18 protein-coding genes are annotated in these 25,144 nt (G+C 69.5%); 15 read left to right on the top strand and 3 right to left on the bottom strand.

Annotated elements, in window-relative coordinates; genetic code table 11:
• Positions 1–1,116 (bottom strand): pyridoxal phosphate-dependent aminotransferase, encoded by a 1,116-nt coding sequence (locus ACGF5C_RS26345; RefSeq protein ID WP_393305780.1) that lies wholly within the window; start codon positions 1,114–1,116, stop codon positions 1–3.
• Between the two features lie 481 nt (positions 1,117–1,597).
• Here ACGF5C_RS26345 and ACGF5C_RS26340 point away from each other — a divergent pair, with 481 nt between their 5' ends.
• From ACGF5C_RS26340 to ACGF5C_RS26305, 8 genes are all read left to right on the top strand, one after another.
• Complete coding sequence (locus tag ACGF5C_RS26340; protein ID WP_393305778.1) at positions 1,598–2,782, top strand: epoxide hydrolase family protein; 1,185 nt, start codon at positions 1,598–1,600, stop codon at positions 2,780–2,782.
• 109 nt (positions 2,783–2,891) lie between these two features.
• Positions 2,892–4,454 carry an MFS transporter gene (locus ACGF5C_RS26335; protein ID WP_393305776.1) on the top strand — a complete coding sequence of 521 codons (1,563 nt, stop codon included), beginning with the start codon at positions 2,892–2,894 and terminating at the stop codon, positions 4,452–4,454.
• A gap of 88 nt (positions 4,455–4,542) precedes the next feature.
• Positions 4,543–5,556, top strand: a complete 1,014-nt coding sequence (locus tag ACGF5C_RS26330; RefSeq protein WP_393305774.1) for a hypothetical protein — start codon at positions 4,543–4,545, stop codon at positions 5,554–5,556.
• A 137-nt stretch (positions 5,557–5,693) separates the two neighbouring features.
• Positions 5,694–6,080: a DUF1801 domain-containing protein gene (locus ACGF5C_RS26325; RefSeq protein ID WP_393305772.1), complete on the top strand. Its 387-nt coding sequence runs from the start codon at positions 5,694–5,696 to the stop codon at positions 6,078–6,080.
• Complete coding sequence (locus ACGF5C_RS26320; protein ID WP_393305770.1) at positions 6,080–6,871, top strand: YaaA family protein; 792 nt, start codon at positions 6,080–6,082, stop codon at positions 6,869–6,871. Before ACGF5C_RS26325 ends, ACGF5C_RS26320 begins: the two co-directional genes overlap by 1 nt.
• A 105-nt stretch (positions 6,872–6,976) precedes the next feature.
• Positions 6,977–7,570, top strand: a complete 594-nt coding sequence (locus ACGF5C_RS26315; RefSeq protein ID WP_393305768.1) for a hypothetical protein — start codon at positions 6,977–6,979, stop codon at positions 7,568–7,570.
• A gap of 428 nt (positions 7,571–7,998) precedes the next feature.
• The gene (locus ACGF5C_RS26310; RefSeq protein ID WP_393305766.1) at positions 7,999–9,378 is read left to right on the top strand and encodes an FAD-dependent oxidoreductase; all 1,380 of its coding nucleotides are present in this window, start codon (positions 7,999–8,001) and stop codon (positions 9,376–9,378) included.
• Between the two features lie 212 nt (positions 9,379–9,590).
• Positions 9,591–9,824 (top strand): hypothetical protein, encoded by a 234-nt coding sequence (locus ACGF5C_RS26305; protein WP_393305764.1) that lies wholly within the window; start codon positions 9,591–9,593, stop codon positions 9,822–9,824.
• 15 nt (positions 9,825–9,839) lie between these two features.
• Here the strand turns inward: ACGF5C_RS26305 and ACGF5C_RS26300 are convergent, their stop codons facing one another.
• Positions 9,840–10,211, bottom strand: coding sequence for a hypothetical protein (locus ACGF5C_RS26300; RefSeq protein ID WP_393305762.1), 372 nt, complete (start codon positions 10,209–10,211; stop codon positions 9,840–9,842).
• A gap of 418 nt (positions 10,212–10,629) precedes the next feature.
• On the opposite strand from ACGF5C_RS26300, the gene ACGF5C_RS26295 reads away from it, so the two are divergent.
• The 7 genes from ACGF5C_RS26295 to ACGF5C_RS26265 all read left to right on the top strand — a co-directional run bounded on the left by ACGF5C_RS26295 (position 10,630) and on the right by ACGF5C_RS26265 (position 24,419).
• A complete protein-coding gene (locus ACGF5C_RS26295) occupies positions 10,630–11,874 on the top strand; it encodes a phosphodiester glycosidase family protein (RefSeq protein ID WP_393305872.1) in 1,245 nt (414 codons plus the stop codon).
• Between the two features lie 341 nt (positions 11,875–12,215).
• Entirely contained in the window at positions 12,216–12,932 is a 717-nt protein-coding gene (locus ACGF5C_RS26290; RefSeq protein WP_393305760.1) for a hypothetical protein, read from the top strand.
• A gap of 3 nt (positions 12,933–12,935) precedes the next feature.
• Positions 12,936–13,763, top strand: a complete 828-nt coding sequence (locus ACGF5C_RS26285; RefSeq protein WP_393305758.1) for a cobalt transporter — start codon at positions 12,936–12,938, stop codon at positions 13,761–13,763.
• A 66-nt stretch (positions 13,764–13,829) separates the two neighbouring features.
• Entirely contained in the window at positions 13,830–18,029 is a 4,200-nt protein-coding gene (locus ACGF5C_RS26280; protein WP_393305756.1) for a LamG-like jellyroll fold domain-containing protein, read from the top strand.
• 466 nt (positions 18,030–18,495) lie between these two features.
• Positions 18,496–20,106, top strand: a complete 1,611-nt coding sequence (locus ACGF5C_RS26275) for an FAD-dependent monooxygenase (protein WP_393305754.1) — start codon at positions 18,496–18,498, stop codon at positions 20,104–20,106.
• Positions 20,107–20,645: 539 nt separating this feature from the next.
• Positions 20,646–20,981: a trypco2 family protein gene (locus ACGF5C_RS26270; protein ID WP_393305752.1), complete on the top strand. Its 336-nt coding sequence runs from the start codon at positions 20,646–20,648 to the stop codon at positions 20,979–20,981.
• 42 nt (positions 20,982–21,023) lie between these two features.
• Positions 21,024–24,419: a tetratricopeptide repeat protein gene (locus tag ACGF5C_RS26265; protein ID WP_393305750.1), complete on the top strand. Its 3,396-nt coding sequence runs from the start codon at positions 21,024–21,026 to the stop codon at positions 24,417–24,419.
• 74 nt (positions 24,420–24,493) lie between these two features.
• On the opposite strand, the gene ACGF5C_RS26260 is transcribed toward ACGF5C_RS26265, so the two are convergent.
• On the bottom strand, positions 24,494–25,144 hold a 651-nt coding region (locus tag ACGF5C_RS26260; RefSeq protein WP_393305748.1), incomplete at its 5' end, for an IS5 family transposase.

Genomic DNA, 25,144 nt, shown 5'->3' with positions numbered 1-25,144 from the left:
TCACCCGAGATTCTCGACGGCCTGGCGGATTCGGCTCAGGCCCTCCTCGAGGACGTCGTCCGGGACGGCGTACGTGATGCGCACGTGCCCCTCGCCCCGGTCGCCGAACGCCGTGCCCGCGACCACTCCCACCGAATACCGGTCGATCAGGTGGTCGGTGAACTGTTGGGCGGTCATTCCGGTGCCACGGATGTCCGGAAAGACGTAGAAGGAGCCGTCCGGGGCCGTGCAGTTGATGCCGGGCATCGCGTCGAGCGCCGCGACCGTCCGGTCGCGCTTGGCCCGCAGGCGGTCGCGGGTGGCGATGACGTGGTCCTGCGGCCCGGTGAGTGCCGCGAGGGCGGCGATCTGGACGAACGCGGGCACGTTGGTCACCGAGTTCTGCTGGAAGATGTCCATGGCGGTGATCAGGTCCCGGTTCGCCACGCACCAGCCGATCCGGAAGCCGGTCATGATGTAGCTCTTGCTGAACGTGTCCACCAGGAGCGTCCGCTCCGCCATGCCCTCGACGGCGGCGATGGTGCGGTGTTCGGCGGGCGGGTAGACCATGTGGCTGAAGATCTCGTCCGAGATCACCATGACGTCGTGCCGCTGACACAGCGCGCTGATCTCCGCCAACCGGTCGACGGTCATCCCGTTGGGTCGCTGCGGGGTGTTGATGATCAGGACCTTGGTGCGGTCGTTCATCAGGCGGGCGAGTTGATCGATGTCGAAGTGGAAGTCCGGTTCGACCAGCGGGGCGTAGACCACCCGCCCGCCGGCATAGGTGATCCAGAACTCGTCCGGCGGATAGCCGGGGTTGGGGAAGATGACCTCGTCGCCGTTGTCGACCAGCGTGAGCAGGCTCTGCGTCAGCGCGTGCTTGGCACCCATGGTGACCAGGACCTCCTCGCGGGCGGTCGGGCGTCCCCGACGCGTCGCCTCCTCCGCGATCGCGTCCCGCAGCTCCGGTAGGCCCGGACCGGGCACGTAGCGCACGTGCCCGTCGTGCACCGCCTTGGCGCAGGCCTCGAGGATGTGTGGTGCCGGGCGGAACTCCTCGCCCTGGAAGTCGCCCTTTTCCAGGTGGATGACCCGGTTCCCGGTTTCCCGTTCGAGCTGCTCGGCCCGGCGCATCGACGCCCATTGCTTCGGCAGGACGAAATGGCTCGTCCGGCTCGAGAGGGGGCTTCTCGCGGTCCGCGCAGGGATGTTCGGCGTGGTCACCGGTAATCACACTCCTCGTGTTCGACAGGGGGAGGGCGCCCATCGGGTGAGGCCGATGACGCCGCGGCTCACGATTCCAACTGCCGCCGCACGTCGGCATCTCTGTGCGTGCTCTCGTCGTCGCTCGCTGTCGCGGTGCCGTTTCGGCGGCCGGGACGTGTCGGGGCCCGACGCCGGCGGACCGCGATCGTTCCCGCGCCCCGCTGAAGTCCCAGGTGACCGGCCTGCGCCGCATTTCAGGAGATGCGCAGGCCGCCGGCCTGGTGCCACGGTCATGGTCGGCATCGACGGGTTCGTTGCTGTCGGAGCGTCGTTCCGGGGCATGTGACGAGTGACCGCCGGGCCGTGCTCCGGGTGAGCTGATCGGCGCCACTGACGAGGAGAGGGACAAGTGCAGCCATTCCAGATCAACATCCGGCAGACCGAACTCGACGACCTGCGTCGTCGCCTGGCACAGACCCGATGGTCGCCGGACCTCCCGGAGACGGGCTGGGCGCGCGGCGTGCCGCTGGCATACCTCAAGGAACTGGTCGCCCACTGGCTGACCAGCTACGACTGGCGTCAGGCCGAATCGCGGCTCAACCGCCTGCCGCAGTTCACCACGTCCATCGACGGCACCACCGTGCACTTCATGCACGTACGCTCGCCCGAGCCGGACGCACTGCCGTTGATCATGACCCACGGGTGGCCCGGGTCGGTGGCGGAGTTCCTTGACGTGGTGGGCCCGCTGACCAATCCCGCCGCGTACGGCGGCGACCGGTCCGACGCGTTCCACCTGGTCATTCCATCGATTCCCGGCTTCGGCTTCTCCGGCCCGCTGCCCGCGGCCGGGTGGACCATCGACCGCATCGCGGCGGCGTGGGTTGAGCTCATGCGTCGCCTCGGCTACGAGCGCTACGGCGCCCAGGGCGGGGACTTCGGTTCACCGATCTCCCTCGCGGTGGGTCGACTCGACCCCGAGCACGTCGTCGGCGTGCACAGCAACATGCTCACCGTGTTCCCCTCCGGTGATCCGGCAGAACTGGAAGGCCTCAGCGAGCAGGACATGGCCCGGCTGGGCCGGCTGGCGCGCTTCGACGCCGACGGCTCCGGATACCGGAAGCTGCTCTCGACCCGTCCGCAGACGGTCTCCTACGCCCTGAACGACTCGCCGGCCGGCCAACTGGCCTGGATCGTCGAGCGGTTCAAGGAGTGGACCGACGCCGAGCTGCCCGACGACGTGATCGACCGTGACCTGCTGCTGACCAACGTGATGATCTACTGGCTGACCAACACGGCAGGATCGTCGGCCCAGTTGTACTGCGAGATCACCGAGCAGCAGCGCAAGGCGACCGAGGACCCGAACGGGGACATGCTGGCCGGCTACCGCGAGCAGCCGCTGACGGTTCCGCTCGGCGTGGCCGTGTTCCCGGAGGACTGCATCGTCCCGATCCGTCGCTTCGCCGACCGGGACTTCTCCAGCATCACGCACTGGACCGAGTTCGACCGAGGCGGGCACTTCCCGGCGATGGAGGTGCCGGAGCTGCTGGTCGGCGACGTCCGGACCTTCTTCCGGTCGCTGCGGACCGCATCCTGACCGGCGGTGTGCTGCTACCGGTCGCCCCGCACGGAGCGACGTCATCCGTCCGACCGCACGTACACGTCCACGTCCGAGACGCGATACCGATCGATGGAGGGACCGCAAGGTGACGACAGTTGACATGGGACCCCGGGCGGGCCGCCGGGAATGGCTCGCGCTCGCCGTGCTGTGCCTACCCACCCTGCTCACCACGGTGGACATCAGCGTCCTGATCCTCGCCCTGCCCCGGCTCGCCACCGATCTCGGGGCCAACAGCACCCAGCAGTTGTGGGTGACCGACATCTACGGATTCATGATCGCCGGCTTCCTGGTCCTCATGGGCACCCTCGGCGACCGGACCGGTCACCGCAACGTGCTGCTCGGTGGCGCCGCAGGCTTCATGGTCGCATCACTGCTCGCGGCCTACTCGACCTCGATCGAGATGCTCCTGGTCTCCCGCGCCCTGCTCGGGATCGCGGCGGCGACGGTGATGCCCTCCGTGCTCGCCCTGATCAGTCAGCTCTTTCCGAATCCGATGCAGATGGGCGCCGCGATGGGCATCTGGGGCACCTCCATCATGCTCGGCGTGATCCTCGGCCCGGTGGTCGGTGGCATCCTGCTCGACTCGTTCTGGTGGGGCTCGATCTTCCTGATGGGCGTTCCCGTCATGGCGCTGCTGCTGATAGTCGGACCAGGGCTGCTGCCGGGCGCCCGCAACCCGCACCCCGGGCGGCTCGATCCGCTCAGCGCGGTGCTCTCGCTCACCGCGCTCCTGCCGGTCGTCTACGGGCTCAAGGAGATCGCACGGGCCGGTTGGCAGCCGACGCCCATCGGCGCCGTCATCGTCGGGCTCGCCTTCGCGCTGATGTTCGTCGCCCGCCAGCGGCATCTCACCCACCCGATGCTGGACCTCGGGCTCTTCCGCAACCCGGTCGTGAGCACGATCGTGCTGCTCGGCCTCGCGTTCGGCTTCATCACCGCGGGGGCCGGCCTCGTGTCGACCCTCTACATGCAGCTGGTGGAGGGAATGTCTCCACTCAAGGTCGCCCTCTGGATGCTGATTCCGGCCGGCGCGATGATCGTCGGCGGCAACATCGGACCGGCCGTCGCCCGTACCGTGCGGCCGGCCTACGTCCTCGCGGCCGGAATGGTCCTCGCGGCGGTCGGCGCGCTGGTCATCACCCAGGTCAGCGTCTCCGGCGGCCTGGCGACCCTGATCGTCGGCCTGGTCATCATGTACGTGGGCGGCAGCCCGAGCGCCACGCTGGCCAATGCCGTGCTGATGGGCGCGACACCACCGGAGAAGGCGGGAGCCGCCGGCTCGTTGTCCTCCACCGGCGGGGAACTCGGGGTGGCGCTCGGCGTCGCGATCCTCGGCAGCGTCGCCGGCGCCGTCTACGGCTCCGCGGTCGAGGTGCCGTCGGCCGTGCCGCCCGAGGCCGCCACGGCGGCGGGGGAGAGCATCGTCGGCGCCGCGGCCGTCGCGGACACCCTGCCGCAACCTGTCGCGGCGGAGCTGCTCGACTCCGCCCGGGAGGCGTTCACGCAGGCGCTGCACGGCGCCAGCCTGATCAACCTCGTCCTCTTCCTCGCGGTCGCGGCGCTCCTCGTCGTCCGGCTCCGGGCCGTGCCGCCCACCGGCGCGGGGCATCCCGGCATGCCCCCGGAGGCCGGACAGACCGTTCAGTGAACCCGTCGCGCCGACCGTCGATGGTCCGCGCAGCGCCCGACCGCAACCGGGCGTCCCTGGTCCCTCATCTCCCAAGAAGGAAGGCGTCATGCCCCGTCGAAAAATCCGCACCGTCGCCGTGGCGGCGGCCGCGCTGGCTGCGCTCGTACTCGTCGTCGCCCTCACCCCGAATCCCGTCTCGGCCCGCGGCCCGCGGGTGGCGGTCTGTGTAGCACCGACCGTGAAGAGTGGCATCGAGTTCAACGCCACGGTGCCGAAGAAGGCCGCCGACATCCTCGTCCGCCGCACCGCCTCGTACCTCGGGGTCTGCGCCTCCTACGGGCAGTCCACGAGAATGGGCGACGGCACGATCCGCGCGTTCTCGCAGTCCCGCAACGGCGTGCCGCACACCATCGGCCTGGTCATGGGCGTGAACGCGCTCGACGGTCTGCCGAGCCACCCGCCGACGGCGGGCCTGTGGTGCTACGACGTCAACGGCGACGGCGTGACCGACCAGCACACGGAGTGCACGGGCGGATACGAGTATCCGCTGCGGCTCAGCGATGAGTTCCGCGCGCGGGTGGACACACCGTTCCAGTACGTCCTGATGAACTGGAACCCGGCCGGCCATCTGCCCGAGCACATCTACGACCGCCCTCACTTCGACGTGCACTTCTACATGAACTCCAACGAGGAGCGTTTGGCCATTCGCCCGGGGCCGTGCGGGATGCTCGTCAACTGCGACGACTGGGAGGTGGGTCGCCAGCCTGTCCCCGGGAAGTACATGCCTGCCGACTACAGCGACTTCGGGGCCGTCGAGCCGGGCATGGGCAACCACCTGATCGACCTGACCGGGCCTGAGCTGAACGGCCAGCCCTTCACGCACACCTTCATCTACGGCTCCTACGCGGGACGCCTGACGTTCTACGAGCCCATGGTCACCCAGGACTGGTACCAGAAACTCGCTTCGGGCGCCGTGTCGGACGGCTGCTTCCCGATCAAGCAGCCGCAGGCGTGGCAGACGGCCGGCTGGTACCCGACCAGGTACTGCCTGCGCCACCGCGAGAACAGGTCCGAGATCGTCACCACGCTGGAGGGTTTCGTCCAGCGGGCGGCGGGTTAGCCGTTCGCCCACCGGGTGGTGGTGCGGCGGCGGTCGCACCACCATCCGCTCGGAAGTCCGGGCCAAGCTTGTCACCGTGAACCCACGCCTGACTTCGGTATGCTCGCCAGGGGTATCGATCTCGGTGCGGAGGCGAAATGGGCAAGGTCGACAACACCGTCAACAAGACTGACGAGGTTGACGCGTTCATGGACAAACTCGACCACCCCTTCAAGGTGGAGGTCGAGATGCTCCGCGAGAGCATCAAGGCCATCAATCCGAAGATCACCGAGCAAGTCAAGTGGAAGGCGCCGTCGTTCTCCTACAAGGGTGAGTACCTGGCGACGTTCAACCTGTGGGCCAAGGAGCACGTCCACTTGGTGTTCCACAACCCGCTGGTGGTGGACATCGACAGCAAGCTGCTGGAGGGCAATTACACGGACGGTCGCCGAATGGCCTACTTCCAGGACATGAAGGACGCGCGAGCCAAGAAGACCGAGCTGAAGCGCGTCATCAAGGAACTCATCAAGTCGATCGACAAGTGATGATCGTCCTCATCCACACCTCCAAGGTCATGCGGTCGGCGCCCCGCGGCGACGCCACACTGACCGAGCCGGCACTGCGCGGCAGGGCCGAGGAACTGGCGGCCTACCTTCAGACCCTGTCGGTGGAGCAGTTGGCGGCCGTCATGGAAATCTCGCCAGCGCTGGCCGAGAAGACCCACGCGCTCCTCGCGAGCTGGGGCGTCGAGCCGGAGCGGCAGTCTCCGGCAATCGACAGCTTCGCGGGCGACATCTACAGCGGGCTGCGCGCGTGTGACTTCTCGGCGGCCGACCGCGCGTATGCACACGACCGACTGCGGATCCTTTCGGGCCTGTACGGGATCCTGCGTCCTCACGACGCGGTTCAGCCGTACCGACTCGAGATGGGCTATCGGCTGCCCGACCCGCCCTACTCCAACCTGTACGAATTCTGGGGCGACTCCATCGCCCGGCGCCTGCCGTCTAGGGGCACCATCGTCAATCTCGCCGCAGTGGAGTACAACAAGACCGTCACGACGTTCCTCGACTCGGACCGGTTCATCAGTCCCCGCTTCATGACAGTGCAGCCGAAGACGGGAGAGCCCCGTTTCGTGGTGGTGCATGCCAAGATCGCGCGAGGCGCCTTTGCTCGATGGCTTCTGACAGCCCGCGTCGAGAATCCGGATGACCTTCTCGATTTCGCCGAGATCGGCTACCGGTACGACCCCGCGCTGAGCAAGCCTCGCCAGCCAGCGTTCGTGTGCGAGGAATTCGAAGGAAAGGGTCTCAGCGTCCGCCTGAACGGTCTGGGCTGACGAGCCGTCGCACCCGCCCCGACCAGAGCACATTAGAAGTTACCCTCCGTCACGGTTTTGTCTAGGGTCGCCTCAACACCTCTCGGTGTCGCGGTAGGAGGACTCATGGCAATCGCTGCGGACAAGGCTGTTCCCGGCTCACGTGCACCACTCAACGGCAGGTTCCACCGCACGGCGCTCACCCTGTACATGGCGGTGGTCGTCGCGCACTGGGCGGAGCACCTGGTGCAGGCGTACCAGATCTGGGTGCTCGGCTGGCCGCGGCCGGAGGCGCGTGGCGTGCTGGGGATGCCATTTCCCTGGCTGGTCAGTTCCGAGTGGATGCACTACGGCTACGCCATCGTGATGCTGATCGGCCTGTTCCTGTTGCGGTCCGGGTTCACCGGCCGCTCCCGGGCCTGGTGGATGGTGGCCCTGGCCCTGCAGTTCTGGCACCACATCGAGCACGCGCTGCTGCTCGTGCAGGCCCACAGCGCCTTCCGGCTGCCGGGCGCGGCCGAGCCGACCAGCCTGCTCCAGCTGATCGTGCCCCGGGTGGAGCTGCATCTGTTCTACAACTCGGTGGTCTTCCTCCCGATGCTGATCGCCATGTACCTGCACCTGCGCCCGAACCCGGTGGAGCGGGCCGCCATGCGGTGCTCCTGCGCCGGCAAGGCCGGCGTGATGTCCTGGCGGCAGCCCGTCGCTGCCAGCGACTGACGACGGCACGGGACGGATCTACGCCGGCGCCGCCCTCACCGTGGCGGCGCTGGTCGCCCTCCTCAGCTCCATCGCCTGGGACAGCCCCGCGATCTTCGCTGATTCCCCGTCGAGATGATCTCTCTCGCCCGCGCCCGCCGAGGCGTCCTGCTTCCCACCGCGTCGCACCGTCCGTTCGCGGGCCCTGCCGCATCGGAGCGGACTCATGTCGATGCACGACGCCGGCATCGCACGCGGGGAGATGCTACGGCAGCCGTCGGTGACAACCCTGGCGGTAGCCCCGTAAACGACGCTCAGGCCGGTTTCAACCCTTCGAGAACCCCGGCCGGTCCTCGGCCGACCGACCGCCATCGAAAGGTGCCTCCAGGCTGACGTCGCACCGCGGCAGGCCGATCGGTCCCGGTTTCCCATCAGGAAGGTAAACATCGATGAGCCATATCGGAGCCCGTGCCGTCGTGCTCGGCGGAAGCATGGGCGGCATCCTAGCGGCCAGGGTCCTGGCCGAATCCTACGCGGACGTCGTCGTCGTGGAGCGCGACAAGGTGCTGGGCATCAGCACGCCTCGCAAAGGTGCGCCCCACACGGTCCACGCGCACGGCCTGCACGCACGGGGACACCTCATCCTCGAGGAACTGTTCCCCGGGATCACCGACGAACTGCGCGCCAGCGGGGTGCCCACCGGCGATCTGGGGGAGATGCGGTGGTTCTTTAACGGCCGGAAGATACAGCCCGCCCACACCGGGCTCATCTCGGTGACCGCCCCCCGTCCAGTCCTCGAGAACCACGTCCGCAACCGGGTCGCGGCCCTGCCGAACGTCACCTTCATACAGGAGTGTGACGTGCTCGGCCCTGTCGCCACCGACGATCGGGAGCAGATCGTCGGGGTACGGGTGCAGCGGCGGACCGGAAACGCCGACGTCGAGGTGCTGGATGCCGATCTGGTTGTCGACGCAACCGGCCGAGGCTCCCGTACGCCCGCCTGGCTCGAGGATCTGGGATACCAGCGGCCGGAGGAGGAACGGGTCAAGGTCGGGCTCGCATACACGACCCGGCACTACCGCACCCGTCCCGAGATGTTCGACGGCGTGCAGTCGATCAACCCGGTCGCTTCCCCGGGCCACCCGCGAGGGGCCTTCTTCGGCCAGGTCGGCCGGGACGTCTGCATTCTCTCGCTGACCGGAGTGCTCGGGGACTACCCGCCCACCGACCCCGGGGCGTTCCTCGAATTCGTTCGTTCCCTGCCGGTGCCCGACGTCTATCACGCGGTTCGCGACGCCGAGGCGCTCGATGACCCTGTCTCCTTCCGCTTCCCCGCCAGTGTCCGACGGCGGTACGAGCGACTGCTGCGCCTCCCCGACCGGTACCTGGTCATCGGCGACGCCTTCTGCAGCTTCAACCCCGTCTACGGCCAAGGCATGAGCGTCGCCGCGATCGAGGCGATGACGCTGCGGCAGCATCTGCGTGAGGGGCATGCGCCCACACCGCAGCGCTTCTTCGCTGATCTGTCCAGGGTCATCGACACCCCGTGGGACATCTCCGCGGGCGGTGACCTCGACTTCCCGGGCGTGGAGGGCAAGCGCACCCTCAAGGTGCGGATCGGTAACGGCTACATGGCCCGCCTTCAATACGCCGCCACCCAGGACCCAGAAGTGACGAAGGGGTTCATGCGTGTGGCGGGTCTGATCGATCCCCCTCAGGCGCTCATGCGGCCCGCGATGATGCGCCGGGTGCTACGGCATGCGGTCCTCCGCCCCGCACCGGGCCGGTCATGGTCTGACGAGTCCGTGATCGGAGCCGTAACCAGCTAGGCAGGCTCACGCTCGGGCGATCCGCTTCCATAATCGGTGGCCCCCGGTCGGACTGTCTCCACGCTCCGACCGGGGCGCGGTCTACGGCCAAAGCCCCTGCCGCTGGTGCGCCCGACGGCGGCAGCACGCTCTTGAAGACGGCCGTACCGACTGCAAGGGCGTGCGGGCTCGGCCGTGCAAACCGGGGAAGGCGTTTTTACCAACGCGAGCAAATGATCGGCCTGCAACGTTCGACACCACGTCGACGGCAGCGGGTAGCCGGGATGATCGAGACAAAGAAGCCGAAGGAGTACAACGCCGCCGTCGCACTGCTGTCCGACCTGAAGGCGCTGGCCGAACGGGACGGCGACATGGAGGCGTTCCATCGGCGCGTGCGGCAGCTGCGGGAACGGCATGCCCGTAAGCCAAGCCTGCTGGATCGCCTCGACCGGGCCGGGCTCGGCTGACTGGCACAGTTTCCATCAACCGCCGCTGCTTTCGGCCATGGTGAAGCCGAGTTGGATGTAGGAGCGGGATCGTTTGCGCCGCATGGCAGCGAGCATGCCGACGTGTTCGCCGACGCGGACGCCGCGCGAGTTCGTCCCGTTGCCGGTTGCGGTAACCAGCGTCAAGCGCCAGGTCGGCCAGCACGCCGTCGAGGCGTTTGTTGGCCGCAGGCAGACGTCTCCGGCATCGACAATGCGCCCGCCACGATCGACGGCCTGCCGTCGATCGTGGCGCGGAATCGCCGCGGACCACACCGTGATGCCCTGCCCCAGCGAGGACATCACCGCGATGCGGTACACGCCGCGTCGCGGCAGCATCCCCGGCCACGGAGCGCTGCTGTCCACCACCGGGCCCGCACCGAGCTCGAGTTTCAGCCACGCGGCTCGTGGCGCCACCACACTCCGAAAGGAGCATCATGAACAGCCGACGACAGCTGGCGCTGGTCACCGGCGGATCCGCCGGCATCGGCTACGCCCTGGCAGAGCAGGCCGCCCGGCACGGCTTACCTCGTCATTACCGGCGCCCAGCGGGTCGCGATGGTTTGCAGGAAACGCCATCCCCGCGTCGGGACCGTCCGCCGTCGCCGCGCCTGTCAACCTACATTGACAAGGAGGGCATGTCAATCTTGGTTGACATAGCCTTCCTTTGCCTAACAATTCGACTCGGTGTCAGGTGGAGTCGGTCGCCTGGTTCTGTGGGGGCACCAAGGTCACCGGCATGACTGTTTCCACTCCTGACCTGTCCCGCTTCCGCCGGGCCGGGGCGATCGCGGCAGCCGCGCTGGCCGCGGCGGCGCTCGGTGTCGTTCCGGGGGCCCGCGCCGAGGCCGCCACCGGCACCCTCCCGCTCGGCGACGCCGACCTGACAGAGGTACGCACCAGCCGTACCCTGGCCGAGGGCGTCACCCTCACCCGGATCGAGCGGGGCAGCGAGCCGGCACTGGCCGACCAGATCAACACCACCACGCGCGGTCCGTGGGTGGTCAACGTGCTCACCATCGAGCCGAGCCAGGCCCGGGGGCATCTGCGGGCGACGTACGGCCCGGACCTGGGCCAGGTCGAGAAGACCAGCGACCTGGTCCGCGCCTCCGGCGCCCTGGCCGGGGTCAACGCGTCCTTCTTCACCTTCACCGCCAGCCGGCTCCACCCCGGCGACCCGGTCGGGCTGGGACTGTTCGGCGGGCAGCTGCTCAGCGAACCCACCCGCGACGCGGCCGAGGTCAACTTCGTCGTCGACGCCAACAGCAACCGGGCCCTGACCGGAAAGCTGACCTGGTCGGGCAGCGTACGAAACCGGCAGACCGAGGCCAGCCTGCCGCTGGAGTTCATCAACCACCCGCCGGTCGTGCCGGCCGGATGCGCCACCCTCACCGACCAGACGCAGTGCACCCTCCCCGGCGACGTCGCCGAGTTCAGCCCCGAGTTCGCCGCGGCCACCCCGTCGGGTGCCGGCGTGGAGGTCGTGCTCGACCGGCTCGGCTGCGTGGTGCGTACCTCGACCACCCGGGGCACCACACTGACCGCCGGGCAGACCTCGCTACAGGCCACCGGGCGGGACACCGTGGCCCTGCTGGACGTGGTTGAGCAGGGGTGCGTGAGCACCACCTCGACCCTGACCGACCAGGACGGTGAGGAACTTCCCGTGCGGCCCGGGCTGTTCGGGGTGAACGGGCGCTACCCGTTGACGGCGGACGGCCAGATCGTCGTACCGGCCGGCTCCGGCAGCTTCTTCGCCCGCAATCCGCGTACCATCGCCGGCACCACGCGGGACGGGAAGATCGTGCTCGCGACGATCGACGGCCGCCAGACCACCAGCGTCGGCACCACCATGGACGAGACGGCCGCCGTCGCCCAGGCGCTCGGCATGTTCGACGCGGTCAACCTCGACGGCGGTGGATCCACCGCGATGGCCGTCGAGGGTGCCCTGGTCAACCGGCCGAGCGGTTCGACCGAGCGGGCGGTCGGTGACGCGCTCGTCTACGTGGACGGCCCGTACCGCAGCGGAAGCTGACGCCGCCACGGACGGGAGTAACCGCGGGGTGCGGCCGGATCCGTGCGACGGTGCCGGCCGCACCCTCAGGAGGCCGTCCAGGTCTGCGCCTCGACCAGGTTGCCTTCGGGGTCGCGCAGGTAGGTTGAGCGCACGCCCCACCCAGGACGGTCGCCGGCGCGACCAGCGCCGGTCGGGACTGGCCAGAGGCGTCCGGTATCCACGATGACAAGGGCTCAACAGATTTTTTATCCGGCAATCTCTCCGTAAGAGTTCGCTCGGTTGTCGTGATCTTGCTGGTCACCTGCGGCCGGAACATTCATCGCGTCTGCGCCCGATCTCCGAGCGAATGAGAGTCTGTTGTGTCTGCCCTGTGCCGTGCCCTACGCCATGCCTGGTGCTCCGGGGGCGTACTCGCACTGGTGCTGATGGGGGTGCTGGTCCCGGACGCGGCCTCGGCGCATCCCTTCGGTGCCCCACAGCAGATCAAGGTCGCGGGCGAGGGCGATCACGGTGTGCGGGTCCGCTGGCTCGTCGGCGGAACCGATGACCTGACCCTGCTCGGCATCGCCCTCGGCGTGCTTCCGCAGGACCGGGTGATGCTGGACGGTGCGGTGAGCTACGAGGCCTCCGACGCTGAGGCGATCGCTGAGGCTCCCGAGTTCACCCGGTACCTGACCGAGCGCATCACCGTGACCCAGGACGGGCGGCCCTGCGAGGGCGAGGCCAGCGTGGCCGACGACCTGACCGCCGGCGGCGCCGAGGTGCTGTTCACCTGCCCCGAACCCGTGAGCACAGTGACCGTGACGTCCCGGATGCTCACCGACCTGCACGAGGCCTACCGGACGCTCGCCAGAGGCCCCGAGGGGCAGAAGGCGGTGTACGACGCCACGCACGAGTCGGCGGACTGGACCATCAGCGCCGGCACGGGCACCGGTTCCCGCCCCGGGTCCACCCGGACCCTGGCCGCAGTGTCCTCGGGCCGGAACGCGCTGCAACTCTCGATCGTCGGGGGCGCCCTGCTGGCCGCCGTCGCAGCCGGAATCTTCTGGCACCGCCGGCGCGGACGAAAGGCCTGAACCATGCACGTCGCCACCAGCCTCGGCGCCGCAGCGGCACCCCTCGGCGCCAGCCCCACGGCCATCCTCGATATCGACCTCTTCGGAGCCGCTGAACTCGGCGATCGACTGATCGGGACGGTGCAGTCGCCGGGGTTCGTGCCGGTGGCCCTGGTGATCGCCTTCGTGGCCGGGGCGGCGCACGGACTCGCACCCGGCCACGGCAAGAGTCTCGCGGCGGCGTACCTGATCGGCTCCCGGGGCCGGATCCGCGATGCCGCCTGGCTGGGCTTCTCGGTGGCCGCGATGCACACCGTCTCGGTGCTGGCCATCGCGGTCGCCTGGACCTTCTTCTCCCTCTCCGACCTGGTCAGCCTCGATCGACTGACCACCGGACTGCAGCTGGCGGCGGGCCTGACCGTCCTCGCCGTCGGGCTCTGGCTGCTGCGCCGCCACCTGCGTCGGCGCGGTCATGCCCACAGCCACACCCACAGCCACGACCACGGACATGGCCACACCAGCCCGTCCCGCCCGGGTCTGTTCCTCCTCGGCATGTCCGGCGGCCTGACGCCATCGCCGGCGGCCTTCCTCGTGCTGGTGACCGGCATCTTCGCCGGGCGGGTCGGGTTCGCTCTCGTTCTCGTGGTCTGCTTCGGCCTCGGGCTCGCCGCGGTGCTCTTCACCGTCGGCCTCATGGCTCTCACCGGCCGCGCCCTCGTGGGACGCGCCGCCGCGTCCCACGCCCTCCTGCAGCTGGCCACACGGGTAGCCCCGGTGCTGGCCGCCTGCGGGATCACCCTCATCGGCGTCGGCATCACCGCCTCCGCCGTAGCCGGCCTACCCGGCACCTGACCTACTCCACCGGATTTCCAATCAGCTACTCACCCGACACCACGGAAACCCAAAGAAGGAGATGTCGTGACGACACGACTCCATCCGTTCGCCCGGAGGTGGCGCCGCCTGAGCGCGGCCGCCCTCGGGCTCGCGATGGCCGGCGGCGCCCTGATGTTGCCCGCCCAGGCCGCTCTGAGCTCAGGCAACACCGCGGCTGCCACGGCTCCGGCTGCCGACGTGCTCGACGTCGCCTTCACCGGCGGCGCCACCACCGATCGGGCCCAGGGCCTCACCCCCACCACCTGGGGCGCTCCCAGCTACGCCACCGACGCGGCGTTCGGTCACGACCTCCTCAAGGTGGACGGGGTCGACGACGCGGTCTCCTTCGACTTCACCGACCAGTGGAGCAGGTTCTCCACCGGCTTCGCCATCGAGTGCGTCTTCCGGGTCGACACCACCATGCCGGTGAGCGGCGAGAAGGACCTCTGCTCCGACAAGGAGGGCGGCGGCTTCTCGGTCTACGTCAACGGCGGCAACCTCGGCACGATGGCCCACATCGGCGGCGGCTACAAGTCGGTGCTGACCCCGATCAGCGGCAACCGCTGGTACCACGCCGTCTCGGTCTGGGACGGCCAGACCCTGAGCCTCTACCTCAACGGCCAGCTGGCCGGCTCGACCGCAGCCACCGGTGCGCTCACCCCGCCGACGTCCACCGCGCGCCGATTCGTGATCGGCGCCGACGCGGCGCCCTCCGGCATCGGGCAGGTCGCCCCGCCGGCCTCCTTCGCGGGCAGCAAGCTCTGGAGCCGGGCGCTGACCGCCGCCCAGGCGGCCGAGCTGGCGTCGGCCTACGACCTCAAGGGGCCGGTCCCGACCGCCGACATCCTCGACGTGGACTTCGACGACGGCACGCCGAAGGACGACGCCCAGAACCTCGCCGTCACCACCGTCGGCGAGCCGGTGATCGCCCAGGACACCGCGGTGAAGGCGTCAGTCGCGACCTTCGACGGCGCCAACGACGCCTACGCCTACGCGATGGGCGACACGCAGTGGGAGAAGATCCGCAACCAGGTCTCGATCGAGTGCACCTTCAAGGACAACGGCACCCTGCCCAACTCCGGTGAGCACTCGGTCTGCTCCGAGAAGGAGGTGGGTGGCTACTCGATCGTCGTCTACGGCGACAAGCTGACCTTCGCCGTACACGCGGGTGGCGCCTACCGCAACGCCCAGGTCCAGATCTCCTCCGGCCGCTGGTATCACGCCGTCGGCGCGTGGGATGGTGCCACCGCCCGCCTGTACGTCGACGGCGAGCTGGCCGCGTCCGTCGCTGCGCCGGCACCGCTCGGCCTGCCCGGCGGCGCCGCCCGCAACTCCTTCTACGTCGGCGCCGACGCGGTCAACCAGTTCTGGGCGCCGGCGACGGTGCGCAACGCCCGCATCTACTCCCGGGCCCTCACCTTCGACGAGGTGAAGGCGCTCAACATCGCCGCCCTCGGCGACGTCCGGAACGCGGGCGTCGCGATCACCTCGACCCGTCCCGGGGAGGGCGACCACCTGAGCCGTCCGACCGAGCTCCAGGTGAGTGTGACCAACCAGGGCAACGCGACCGGCTGGCGCTACCTGCTCGACGGCGAGCCCGTCCAGGTCGGCCAGGAGATCGGCGCCGGCATGAAGTCCGGCAACCACACCCTGGCGATCTCGGCGACCGACGTGTTCGGCAAGTCCGTCAGCAAGACGGTCACGTTCACCTCCGACGCCATCCCGACGACGGGCGGCACCGACGTCGGCCAGGGCAGCGGCCGGGTGACCCTCTCGGCGATCGCCACCAACCCCAACGGGGGCGAGGTGACCACCACCTTCAAGCAGGCCACCCCGAGCCTGCCAGTGGGCGGCTTCCAGGGCGTCATCCCGGTGATGCCGTCCGCGCTGGACTTCTCCTACACCGAGGGCGGCCAGATCGGCGCAAGCCCGCGTCCCGACGGCAAGATGGCGAACAGCCCGTCCACGGGCAACATCCCGATCCAACGGTTCGACGTCCAGGTGCCGGTGTCGGCCGAGCGCCGCCAGATCCTGTGGAACGGTGTGGTCGACCCCGAGCGCGCGGTCTCGCTGCACGCGTGGAACAGCACCACCCAGGCGTGGACCGAGCTCGCCACCGCCCGTGGCCAGGCCGAGGGTGAGACCACGCTGAAGGCCGTCGTCCGGCCGGAGCTGGTCGACAGCGGCGTGGTCCACGTCCTGGTCACCGGCCAGGACCCGTTCGCCGACGACCTGGCGCCGCGCGACGCCACCGCTGGCGACCCGGCCAACCGGGACCACTTCGAGGACCCGTCGAAGTACGACTTCTCGCTGGCCCACTTCACCGACACGCAGTACCTCGCCGAGGGCGCGGTCGGTGGCACGTACGACGACTTCGACGGCATCGACGAACCGACCGACAAGATGGCCATGGAGGAGCAGGCGCTCTGGGCGAAGTCCTACCAGGACACCACCCAGTGGCTGGCCGACAACGCCGCCAAGCGGAAGATCGCCTACACCGCGCACACCGGTGACATCACCGAGAACTACTACACCAACCCGCTGGCCACCGATGCCAACGGCAACCTGCTCCGCCCCGGCCTGAACGAGCAGGTGACCAAGGAGTTCCAGTTCACCGCCGAGGCCCAGCGCAACCTGGATGCGGCCGGACTGGTCAACCAGATCGTCGCGGGCAACCACGACAACCAGGGCGGTGCCGAGACCGGCCCGAACTCCCGGTTCAACCAGTACTACGGCCCGGAGCGCTACTACGAGGGATCCAAGCTGTGGCCGGCCGAGTACAAGGCGTCGTACCACGCCTGGGACGAGACCACCGACGCCTCCGGCGCCGTGGTCACCCGCGGTAAGGACAACCACAACAACTACGTCCTCTTCTCCGCGGGCGGCCTGGACTTCGTGGCGGTGGGCCTCTCCTACGGCGTCACCCAGGCCGAGGCCGACTGGGCCAGCTCGATCTTCCAGCGCTACCACGACCGCAACGGCATCCTGCTGACGCACGCCTACATCGCCCCGTCGGGTGCGCCGGACGGCCGTGGCGCCAACTTCTCCACCGACGGCTCCCGGGCCTTCTCGAGCATCGTCCGATCCAACCCGAACGTGTTCCTGGTCCTCGCCGGTCACGAGCACGGCGTCGGCACGAACCTCAAGACCGGGGTCGGCGTCACCATCGAGCACAACGTGGTCGAGTTGCTCGCGGACTACCAGTTCTACAAGATGACCGCGGGCGAGCTGTGGCCGGAGAAGGTCGACGCCAATGGCAACCTCGACCTCAACGGCGACGGCATCGTCGACCACAAGAAGGGCGACCTGCTGCAGTTCGGCGCCAGCTTCCTGCGGCTGCTGCAGATCGACGTCGACCGGGCCCAGATGAGCATCGACACCTACTCGCCGATGTTCGACAACTTCGGTGCCACCGAGTACGACGACCGCAAGCGCTACAACGGCGCCGAGGACAACATGGTGCTGCCGATCGACCTGTCGTCGCGGAAGACCAGCTTCAGCACCGACGGTCTCGTTCTGGTCACGCCGACCGACACCGTGATCGGTGAGGCGACGGCCAAGTCGGGCTGGCCGGCCACCGTGCAGTGGAGCGGCCTGACCGAGGGCGAGCTCTACGCCTGGACCACCACCAGCCGCACCGGCGACGGCGACCAGGTGGGCTCGGTTGACCAGTTCGGGGGCATCTTCGTCGCCACTGCGGCCGGCACGGACGTCACCGCGCCGGTGCTGACCGTCCCGGCCTCGACCTCGGTCGAGCAGGGTCAGGCCTTCGATCCGCTGGCCGGGGTCACCGCAGTGGACAACACCGACGGCGACGTCACCGACCGGATCCAGGTGGTCGGCACCGTCGACACCACCACCCCGGGCAGCTACGCGCTTTCCTACCTGGTCTCCGACACCAACGGCAACCAGGCGGTCGCCAGCCGGGTGGTCACCGTCACCGCGGCCCCGACCGTGGAACTCACGCCGACCTCGGTCCGGGCCAACGACGTGACGGCCACCTGGGGCCGGACCCTGAAACTGACCGCAGCGGTTACGCCGACCACGGCGACCGGTCCGGTGCAGTTCATGGTCGGTGAGGATGTGCTCTGCGAGGCCCCGGTCAAGAAGGGCGTCGCCTCCTGCACCGTCCGCATGCTGCCCAACCCCGGCGCCCACCAGGTGCGGGCGGTCTACGGCGGCGACAAGACCCACGCGGCGTCGTACGACGACTTCACCCTGACGGTGGTCGAGCGCACCCGCTGATCGAGGGGGTCAACGGGGGAAGCCCGGAGCGGGGCCGGTCCCATCGGGCCGGCCCCGCTCTCGTCCCTGGCGCCGGGCGCGGCCCGAGCGCCTGCCTGACGACGGCGCCGGCTGCGGCGCCCGCTCACAGCAGCGTCGGACGCCTTGCGACTCGCGGTCTTCATAGCAGTGACTGACACCTTTGTCTGGGATCGACGCGTTCATCCGGCTGTGGTGACTGGCCGTGCCTTGATGACGAGGGCGTCGCTGCGTAGTTCGTCGGCGTCCAGTGGTAGTCCGGCCCGGAACGCGGCTGCGGCGAGGAGGTTGAGCGGGGGTGCGGGGCTGCAGTGGGCGTCTGAGTGGAGGTCGTTGTCGAGCCAGGCATCCGGGCAGTCGAGGTTTTATGGGGACGACAGCTGCATGTCTGGGGCTACCGTGACCCTGAGGGCAGGCGCGATCCGCGCCGCGAACCAGGGGGCTGCCGATGACGGGCGCTGTGGGCTCCGAGGTGGAGGTGCTGGTGGTCGGCGCGGGGCCGACCGGTCTCACCATGGCCGGGCAGTTCGCCCGGTACGGCGTGCGAGTGCGCCTGGTGGACCGCGCCCTCGACCGGGTGCACGAGTCGCGGGCGTTGGCCGTCCAGCCCCGTACGTTGGAGGTCCTCGCCGGTCTCGGGGTGACCGAAGAGATGGTGGCGGCCGGCAACCGGGCGGTCCGGTTGACTCTGCACGCGGGGCGGTGGCAGCGGTCGGTGCCGTTGTTCGACCTGGGCCTGTCCGACACGGCGTACCCGTACCTGCTGTTCCTGTCGCAGGCGGAGACCGAACGGCTGCTCGGCGAGCGCCTCGTGGCGGTCGGGGTGACCGTCGAACGCGGCGTCGAGCTGGTCGGCCTGGAGCGCACCGACCGGGCGGCGATCGCGACGCTGCGCGACCGCGATGGCCGGGTGCAGCACGTGTCTGCCCGGTACGTGGTGGGCTGCGACGGCGCGCACAGCGCGGTGCGGCAGTTCGCCGGGATCGGCTTCGAGGGCGGCGCCTACCCGCAGACCTTCGTGCTGGCCGACCTGGAGATCGACGGCGTGCAACCGGGCGCGGCGCACGCCTTCCTCGCCGGGCGGGGGATGCTGTTCCTCTTCCCCCTCGGCCGCCCGGCCACCTGGCGGCTGTTGGCCATGCGCCCGGCCGACGATCCCACCCCGCCCGGCGCGCCGGTCCACCTCGCCGGGGTGCAGGCGCTGGCCGACGCGTACGCGGACGGGGCGCTGCGGCTGCACGACCCGGTGTGGGCGACGAACTTCCGGCTGCACCACCGGGCCGCCACCGCCTACCGGGCCGGACCGGTGTTCCTGGCTGGCGACGCCGCGCACATCCACAGCCCGGCCGGCGCGCAGGGCATGAACACCGGCATCCAGGACGCGGTGAACCTTGGCTGGAAACTCGCCCGGGCCCTGCACGCCGACGCCGACCCGGCTCTGCTGGACAGCTACCAGGCGGAACGGGCCCCGGTCGGCCGGATGGTGTTGCGGTTCAGCGACCGGGCCTTCACCGTTGCCACCTCCACCAACCCGCTGGTCCGCTTCTCGCGCACCCGGATTGCTCCCGCCCTGCTGCCGGCGGTTCTCGCGCCCCGGTTCGTGCGGGCCACCGCGTTCCGCACCGTCGCCCAGCTCGCCATCCGCTACCGACGCAGCCCACTGTCCACGGAAGGCCCACACGCGCCGCGGACCGGTCCACGGGCCGGCGACCGGCTGCCGGATGTCCCACCGGCCGACGGCGGCTCGCTGCACCGGCTCACCGCCGCGCCCGGCTGGCACCTGCTGCTCTGCGGCCCACCGCAGGGATGGCCCGCCCGCGAGATCGCCGACCTGACCCGACGCCGTCGTGGCCAGCTCACCGCACACCAGCTGGCCGGCCTGGACGGTGTGGCGCCGCGAGCCGGTGCGGAGGTGCTGCGCCGGCTCGGGGTCGGTCCGGATGCCCACGCCAGCTACCTGATCCGGCCCGACGGGCACATCGGCTACCGCGCGGGCGGCACCGACCTGACCGGCCTGCGTGCCTACCTGGTCCGCTGGCTCGGCGCATACTGCCTGTGATTCCGGAGCCATAGGGCTGTCGGGGACCTGGGTTAGAGGAATATCGGTACGGCGGTTGTCGCGACGGGACAGCGCTCGTTCGATCGCTGAGCTGGACGAGCGGTGGTTGCGGGTTCGCGGTGCCGCTGGCAGCGGGTGGGCAGGGCTGGCGCGGGGAGCTGGTTGCGGGTGCACCGGGACGGCCCGCCGGCTACTGCGGCGTGGTTGCGGTTCCAGGTCGTCAGCGCCTGCTGTCCCGCAGTCGTTCGAGTAGGTCGGCCGGATCGTCGCTGTCCAGTGGCCAGGATTCGGTCAGCGTCGAGTGCGGCGAGCAGCCGGTCGAGGACCCGGCGTAGCTGCGGCGGGTATTTGGGTTAGTGCAGCGGGTCAAGGACAACACGTTGACGGCGGCCTGGACGATGGTGGTGTCTCGGCACATCGTGCGGCGACCGGCTCATGAAACCGCCTTGTGGCCGCTCGGGATTGCCGCTGTTGTGCTTATCCGGTAGGTGTGGGCGGTAACTGTCGGCAGGTGTACGTCGATGCCCTGGGGGTGCGTAGTGGAGATCGAGTTGGCGGACGCGGTGGCGGTGGTGCGTGAGGAGTTGCTGGAGGCTGCTCGTCGCGGCGCTGACCACGAGGTCGGTTTTGTGGTGGGGCCGATCGAGATGGAGTTTGCGGTGGAGTTACGCGCCGATGTGAAGGCCAAGGCCGGATTTAAGGCGTGGGTGCTGGCGTCGGCGGAGGTGCAGGCCGGGGTGACGCGGGGCTCCATCCATCGGGTGAAGGTGACGCTGACGCCGAAGCAGCCCGACGGTACGGATCTGCTGATCGCCGACGCGCCGGGGTCAAGGCCGGCCGGGCCGGGTGACGTTTCCGAGCGTATCGGCCGGTGACCGCGCCGAGCGGGTGGTAAACGGACAGTGCAGCCAGATCGGGTGGTGCGGGTGGAGTCGCCGGCCGGGCGTGGGTCGGGGTATGTGATCGCGCCGCGGTTGGTACTCACCTCGGCGCACGCCACGTCGGCGGTGCAGACGGCGGTGACGCTGTTCAGGGTCGGTGCGGCGGCCACGGCCACTGGGCGGGTGGTGTGGCGGGGCAGTCCGGGCGGCCGTGACGACGCGGCGTTGGTATTGGTAGAGGATCCGGCGTGGCAGCCGCCGGCAGGGGGCGTCCCGCGGTGGGGGCGCCTGGTCACGAACCGGCCGGGCATCGCCTGCCAGACGTGGGGGTTCCCGGCGTGGGTGCAGCGGCCCGAGCGTGCCGCGGATACCTGGCAGCCGTCAGGCACGGTGAACCCGGGAAACCGGTACATCGGCGACCGCTATGTCATGGCCGTCACCGGTTATCCGCCCGCCACGGCCAACCAGACCTCGCCGTGGGCGGGTCTGTCCGGCGCGGGCTTGTTCTGCGGCGATTTGCTGACCGGGGTGGTCGCCGTCGACCCGGTCGGCGGGCGCCACGGCTACTTGGAGGCGGTGCCGGCATACGTGCTGCAGCACGACCCGGAGTTTCGGCGGGTGCTGGCCGAGTACGGCGGTGGCAGCATGCTGCTGGATCCGGTGGAGATGCGGGAGCTCACCGAGGATGAGCCGCCGGTGGGCCGCTCGGTGGCCGGGCTGCTGCGCGCGCGGCAGCAGGTCGTCGGGTTCCGTGGCAGGGAACACCTGCTGCAGGAGTTGCAGGCATGGGGCCAAGGTCTGGGATTCGCGGCGTGGCTGCTGCACGGGCCGGCCGGGCAGGGTAAGACCCGGCTGGCGCAGGAGCTGGCCGGCCGGTTCGGCGAGCAGCGTTGGGCGTGGTTATGGCTGCGCGGCCATGTTCCGGCCGACGCGCTGGCGGTGCTGGCCGACGCAGCGGTGCCGCTGCTGGTGATCGTGGACTATGCGGAAACCCGCGCCGAGCAAGTCGTAGCGGCGCTCCACGCCTGCGCCCGCCACAGCGGGGCCACGCCGGTGCGGATGCTGCTGTTGGCCCGCACTGCCGGGGACTGGTGGCAGCAACTACAGGCGACCGACCCGCACACCGAAGCGCTGCTCGACGGCGCGCCCGCCGTGCCCTTGCCTCCGTTGGAGCCTGATTCGGGCGGCCGGGTCGACGCCTACCGACAAGCCCTCACTCACTTGTCTCGAGCCTTGGCCGGCATGCCCGCGAACGGCGGCTTTCACTGGGAGCTGATCGCCGACCGGCTAGCCGCGGCGGCGTCCGACCCCGGGCCGGTGTCGGCTCTGGCGGTGCAGATGAAAGCGCTGGCCGATTTGCTCGATGCCGCCGTTCCCGCACCCGCGACGGCGGGCGAGTTTCACCCGGTGACGGTGGAGGATCGACTGCTGCGTCATGAACGCCGCTACTGGCGCGACTCCGCCGTGGCCCGCGGGCTGTGGCCCGCCCTCACCGAATCGGCGCTGCTCGACGCCATGGCCGCCGCGATGATGCTCGGGGCCGACAACCGCGACGCTGCGGACACGCTGCTGCGTGGCCTACCCGCGCTGGCCGATCAATCCCGGGATCGGCGCAACGCGGTACGGGCCTGGATTACCCACCTGTACCCGGCCGCCGACGCCCGCCCGTGGGGCGCTCTGCAACCCGACCGGCTCGCCGAGCGGTTCGTCGGCACCCGCCTCGCCGACACGCCTGAGCTGGTCGATCCGCTGGTGGCGACGGCGACTGCGGGCCAGGTAGAGCAACTACTCACCGTCTACGCTCGCGCTGCACATCACGCTGGCGGGGGTCGTTTGGGTCCGCAGCTGACGGCGCTGTGCGTACGCCACCGCGACCAGCTCGCCGTGCCGGCCATCGAAATCGCCACGCAGGTCGAGGCGCCCAGTCCACTCATCGCCGCGCTGCAGTGCCTCACCGCCGCACCGGAAACTCCACTTGGCCTCTTGAACACCATGGCCGACCGTGCCCCGCAGAGCAGTCACAATCTCGCCGAGTGGGCCGCTGAGCTGTCCCAACGCCTCACCGATGAACACCGCCGACTCACCGCGCACGACCCGGACACGTTCCTGCCCGACCTGGCCACCGCGTTGAACAACCTCTCGGTCCGGTTGGCAGACGTGGGCCGCTACGAGGACGGGCTGGCCGCTATCGAGGAAGCCGTCGAGGTCTACCGAGAGTTGGCCCAAGCACGCCCGGACACGTTCCTGCCCGACCTGGCCATGTCGATGAACAACCTCTCGCTCCGGTTGAGGGACCTGAGCCGCTACGAGGAAGGGCTGGCAGCCATCGATGGGTCCGTCAAGGTCTACCTGGAGTTGGCCCGAGCACGCCCGCGCACATTCCTGCCCAACCTGGCCAGCGCGATGATCAATCTCTCGGTCCAGTTGGGAGACGTGGGCCGCTACGAGGACGGGCTGGCCGCTATCGAGGTAGCCGTCGAGGCCTGGCGGGAGTTGGCCCAAACACGCCCGGACGCGTTCCTGCCCGACCTGGCCAGCACGTTGCACAACCTCTCGATCCAGTTGGGAGACCTGGGTCGGCGGGAGGACGGGCTGGCAGCCAGCGAGGAAGCCGTCGAGGTCTTCCGAAAGTTGGCCCAAGCACGCCCGGACGCGTTCCTGCCCGACCTGGCCAGCGCGTTGAACAACCTCTCGGTCCGGTTGGGAGACGTGGGCCGCTACGAGGACGGGCTGGCCGCTATCGAGGAAGCCGTCGAGGTCTTCCGAAAGTTGGCCCAAGCACGCCCGGAGGCGCTCCTGCCCAACCTGGCCAACGCGATGAACAACCTCTCGGTCCGGTTGAGAGACGTGGGCCGCTACGAGGAAGGGCTGGCAGCCAGCGAGGAAGCCGTCGAGGTCTACCGAAAGTTGACCCAAGCACGCCCGGACACGTTCCTGCCCAACCTGGCCAGCGCGATGAACAACCTCTCGGTCCAGTTGGGAGACCTGGGTCGGCGGGAGGACGGGCTGGCAGCCAGCGAGGAAACCGTCGAGGTCTGCCGAAAGTTGGCCCAAGCACGCCCGGACACGTTCCTGCCCAACCTGGCCAGCGCGTTGCACAACCTCTCGAACCGGTTGGCTGGTCTGGGCCGCTACGAGGACGGGCTGGCAGCCAGCGAGGAAGCCGTCGAGGTCTTCCGAAAGTTGACCCGAGCACGCCCGGACACGTTCCTGCCCAACCTGGCCAGCGCGTTGCACAACCTCTCGATCGGGTTGGCTGGTCTGGGCCGCTACGAGGACGGGCTGGCAGCCAGCGAGGAAGCCGTCACCATTCGCCGGGGGTTGGCCGCCAAGTGGCCCGATGCCCACAAAGGCGAGCTTGAAAAGTCGGTGAAAATTCGGGACGGGCTGAAGGGCCTCGGTGGCGAGCCCGATCCGCTGCCTGAGGCATGATGGCGGTCCGTTATCGCTCCCAATGGCCTGACGCGATCAGGCCACCGTACCTTCCGGGGGCCCTAGCCCGTGTTTCATAAGGCTCGGAGCCACTGGTTGATGATGGCGATGGTGACGGTGGCTTCGAAGCGGACGGCGAGTTTGTCGTAGCGGGTGGCCATGGCCCGGTGCTGCTTGAGCTGGTTGATGCCGCACTCCACGGCATGCCGCAATCGGTAGTCGGCCGGGTCGAAGGCGGGCGGCCGTCCGCCTTTGGATCCCTTGGCCTTGCGGTGGGCGTCCTGGTCGGCCTTGCTCGGGATGCAGACCCGGATCTTTCGGCGGCGGGCATACCCACGGTTGCCGCGGCTGGTGTACGCCTTGTCGGCCAGGACCAGGTCGGGACGAGTGCGGGGCCGGCCGCCGCCGACCCGGTACACCTTGATCCGTTCCAGGACGGTGATGAACTGCGGGCTGTCTGCGCGCTGCCCACCGGTGATCACCACGGCGAGGGTCTTGCGGCCCTGCTCACAGGCCAGGTGCGTCTTGGTGGTGAATCCGCCCCTCGATCGGCCCAGCCCGTGATCGTCGGGCTCGGTAGCAACGCCACCCGGCGGTTCCTTCTGCAGGTGACCGTCCCGGCGGGCGCCCGCGGCGTGCTGGTGGGCGCGGCTGATCGTGGAGTCGACACTCACCGTCCAGACGATTCTCCCGGCGGCGTCCGCCCCGGCCTGCAACCCTGCCAG

It is taken from the genome of Micromonospora sp. NPDC047620 (assembly GCF_043205005.1).
Taxonomy (GTDB): Bacteria; Actinomycetota; Actinomycetes; order Mycobacteriales; family Micromonosporaceae; genus Micromonospora.
This window is presented reverse-complemented; position numbering and strand designations above follow the sequence as displayed.

Excerpts from the sequence above, each read along its gene's own strand:
- ACGF5C_RS26345 (WP_393305780.1), bottom strand. The coding sequence starts at position 1,116 with ATGCGCCGGGCCGAGCAGCTCGAACGGGAAACCGGGAACCGGGTCATC.
- ACGF5C_RS26330 (WP_393305774.1), top strand. The coding sequence starts at position 4,543 with ATGCCCCGTCGAAAAATCCGCACCGTCGCCGTGGCGGCGGCCGCGCTG.
- ACGF5C_RS26325 (WP_393305772.1), top strand. The coding sequence starts at position 5,694 with ATGGGCAAGGTCGACAACACCGTCAACAAGACTGACGAGGTTGACGCG.
- ACGF5C_RS26320 (WP_393305770.1), top strand. The coding sequence starts at position 6,080 with ATGATCGTCCTCATCCACACCTCCAAGGTCATGCGGTCGGCGCCCCGC.
- ACGF5C_RS26315 (WP_393305768.1), top strand. The coding sequence starts at position 6,977 with ATGGCAATCGCTGCGGACAAGGCTGTTCCCGGCTCACGTGCACCACTC.
- ACGF5C_RS26310 (WP_393305766.1), top strand. The coding sequence starts at position 7,999 with ATGAGCCATATCGGAGCCCGTGCCGTCGTGCTCGGCGGAAGCATGGGC.
- ACGF5C_RS26305 (WP_393305764.1), top strand. The coding sequence starts at position 9,591 with ATGATCGGCCTGCAACGTTCGACACCACGTCGACGGCAGCGGGTAGCC.
- ACGF5C_RS26285 (WP_393305758.1), top strand. The coding sequence starts at position 12,936 with ATGCACGTCGCCACCAGCCTCGGCGCCGCAGCGGCACCCCTCGGCGCC.
- ACGF5C_RS26275 (WP_393305754.1), top strand. The coding sequence starts at position 18,496 with ATGACGGGCGCTGTGGGCTCCGAGGTGGAGGTGCTGGTGGTCGGCGCG.